Source organism: Pseudomonadota bacterium (assembly GCA_039815145.1).
GTDB lineage: Bacteria > Pseudomonadota > Gammaproteobacteria > Steroidobacterales > JBCBZW01 > JBCBZW01.
This window is the reverse complement of sequence record JBCBZW010000266.1, coordinates 1-2,992: the sequence shown is the minus strand read 5'-3', so window position 1 is coordinate 2,992 and position 2,992 is coordinate 1. Positions and strand designations below refer to the sequence as shown.

Here is a 2,992-nt window from a genome sequence, read left to right as displayed (position 1 = left end):
GGCGAAGCGACCCATCTCGTCGGGGAAGCCGGGGGAGAAAAAGAGCACGTTCATGTCGTTACGCCGTAGGGATCGAATGAGCGGACGCTAGCAGATCTGGCTTCGGTCGGCGACGAGGAATTCCGGTTCGCTCAGGCGAGGTGCCGGACGCGAGGGCGGTGCCCCAGAACTAACGGTGGTCCTAAGCGTCGTAGGGGACGGTATAGTCTGGGCAGATCGACGCGGTGAGTACCCGGCAGGCGCCTCCACCGCGCACACCATTTACTTCGCGAAACTCACGTCAGTGCAGCCACCACGATGGCTCGCAAGCAGGTGATTCCATGGCAACACGAGCATCCACCCTCGCCCGCGTCCTGGTAGCACTCCTCGTCGTGAGCCCACTCGGCGTCTCGCCGCTGCACGCGCAAGCGCTGCTAGCAGACGACGACTCGCAGGTCGATCCGCCCGCGTGCAACGACCACGAGGATCCTCGTCAAGCCGTCGCCTCGGGCACCTTTCCACGCCCCTGCAGCACGTACTACTACCCCTACCCCGAAGGCCCACGTTTCTCCTCGCTTTACTTCTGGGGCGATACCGGTTGGTACTCCGTGGGTTCGGGTTTGTCGGATCTCTTCCCCTTGGTGCCCGGGCAGTCCCGCTACCCGTACCCGGCCATCCCGCCGGGCTTCCGGATCGTGCCGAGGAGCGCGTCCACCCGCACCTTCGCGGCGCGCCCGCTCCCGAGCAGTCGCGCGCAGCCATCTGGCAGCGGCGCGCAAGCCCCGTGGGCAGCTGCCGCACGGCGGCCAACGAACCCGCAGCAATGGCGCTTCGATGAGGCTGGCCCATCCGCCGCCAACGCCCGCGCCCTCACCGTGTCCCGCGCCGGCGCCAGCTCGCAAAGCCTCGCGGCCGCCGTTGCCGCCCGGGCCTCCGGAAGCCGCCAGCGCGTGTACCGCACCAGCGCCGCCCGGGCCTCCAACCCCCGCTATCGCCAACGGCACTAACGCGCGCCGGCCCGCGGTCGGCTGAGAGCTCACCACCGCGGTAGACTGCGGCCATCCGCAGCAGCCAAGGGACGAGCCGTGAGCCAGGCACCGCCGCCAGAGGGGCACCTCGCCTACGACCAGGTGTGCGCGCAGTTTCGATGGGAACGACCGGCGCACTACAACTTCGTCGGCGACACGATCGCGCACTGGGCCAGCACGCAACCCGACGCCGTCGCCCTGCACTGGGTGGACGGAGACGGTAACGCGGTGATCCGCACCTTCGCCGAACTGCGCGACGACGCCGCCCGCGCCGCGAGCGTGCTCGCCACCCTCGGCCTCACCCGCGGCGACGCCGTGCTCCTCATCCTCTCGCGCGAGCAGCGCTGGTGGGAGTTGATGCTCGGCTGCCTGCAGCTCGGTGTGGTGGTCTCCCCCGGCACGATCCAACTCAAGGCGAAGGACATCGCCTACCGCTTGCAGGCGGCCAAGGCGCGTGCGGTGATCACCAACGCCGCCGTCGCGCCCGAGGTGGATGCGGCCCTCGAACAGGTCGCCTGGCAGGGTGCCCGCGTGAGCCTGTCGGCCGAACTCGCCGCAGGCTGGCAGGCCTACGAAGCGCTACGCGCCGAGGCGACGCCCGCCCCCAGCGCGGCCGACACCCCAGCCGATGCCCCGGCCCTGTGCTACTTCACCTCTGGCACCACCGGTCAACCTAAGCTCACCGTTCACCGTCACGACTACCCCCTCGGCCATCAGGCGACGGGGCAACACTGGCTGCAAGCCACGCCCGGATCGCTGATCTGGAACCTCTCGGACACAGGCTGGGCCAAGGCGGCCTGGAGCAGCCTCTTCGCCCCCTGGCTGGCCGGCGCCGGCGTGTTCGCCCTGCACGCCGACGCCTTCGACGGCGAGCAAATCCTGGCTACCCTCGCCGAGCGCCCCATCACCACGCTCTGCGCCCCGCCCACGATCTACCGCCTCTTCGTGCGCTCCGGCCAGCTCGCCGCGGATGACTTCCATTCTCTGCGCCACTGCGTGAGCGCGGGCGAGCCCCTCAACGCCGAGGTGATCGCCCTGTGGAAACAGCAGACGGGCCTCGACATCTACGAAGGCTACGGCCAGACGGAGACGATCCTCCTGTGCGCCAACTTCCCCGGCGTGCCCATCCGCCAGGGGTCCATGGGCGTGGCCGCCCCCGGCGTCGACCTCCAGGTGATCGACGAGGCCGGCGCGATCCTCCCGTCAGGCACGGAAGGCGACATCGCCGTCAACCTGCACCCCGATGCCAAACCTCAAGGGATGTTCCTCGGCTATCAGGACGATGAGGCGCGCACGGCGAGCACCCGGCGCGGCGCTTGGTACCTCACCGGCGACCGCGCCGTGCGCGACGACGACGGCTACTTCTGGTTCGTGGGCCGCGCCGACGACGTCATCCTCTCCTCGGGCTACCGTATCGGCCCCTTCGAGGTGGAGAGCGTGCTCTTCGAGCACCCGGCGGTGGCCGAGTCAGCCGTGGTGGCGAGCCCCGACCCCACGCGCGGCGAGGTGGTAAAGGCCTTCGTGGTGCTGGCGCCTGGGCACGAAGCGAGCGACGCGTTGGTGCAGACGCTTCAGAAACACGTGAAGAGCGCCACGGCGCCTTACAAGTACCCGCGCAAGATCGAATTCGTCAGCGAGCTGCCGAAGACGATCAGCGGCAAGATCAAGCGCAAGGAGCTCAAGGCCAAGGAGTGGGCGGACACTGGCTAAGGCCTATGTCAGTCAACCTCGCTCATGGCGTACTGCCCGTGTCGCAGGTCTCGGCGTTCGACCGAGGGTCGTAAGGCAGGTCGCTTACCACGTTGAAGACGCACACCGTGTAGGTGAAAGGCGGCAGCGCGGCACGCAGGCTGCTCAGCACCACTGTGCCGTTGGCGTCCGTCGTGCCGCGCAAGGTCTGCACGATGCCGCCGAAGGCGCGCACCGTAACGGTGGCGTTCGGGATCGGCGTGCCGCTCGTGTCCTGCACGGTCACGATCACCTCG

3 protein-coding genes are annotated in these 2,992 nt (G+C 68.8%); 2 read left to right on the top strand and 1 reads right to left on the bottom strand.

The window, feature by feature from the left end; translation table 11 throughout:
* Window positions 1-320 precede the first annotated feature (320 nt).
* Window positions 321-986, top strand: a complete 666-nt coding sequence (locus tag AAF184_25580; protein MEO0425727.1) for a hypothetical protein — start codon at window positions 321-323, stop codon at window positions 984-986.
* Between the two features lie 78 nt (window positions 987-1,064).
* On the top strand, window positions 1,065-2,717 hold the full coding sequence (locus AAF184_25575) for an AMP-binding protein (GenBank protein ID MEO0425726.1): 1,653 nt from the start codon (window positions 1,065-1,067) through the stop codon (window positions 2,715-2,717).
* 22 nt (window positions 2,718-2,739) lie between these two features.
* Here AAF184_25575 and AAF184_25570 read toward each other — a convergent pair.
* The coding region (locus AAF184_25570; GenBank protein MEO0425725.1) for an Ig-like domain-containing protein at window positions 2,740-2,992 on the bottom strand (253 nt) is incomplete at its 5' end.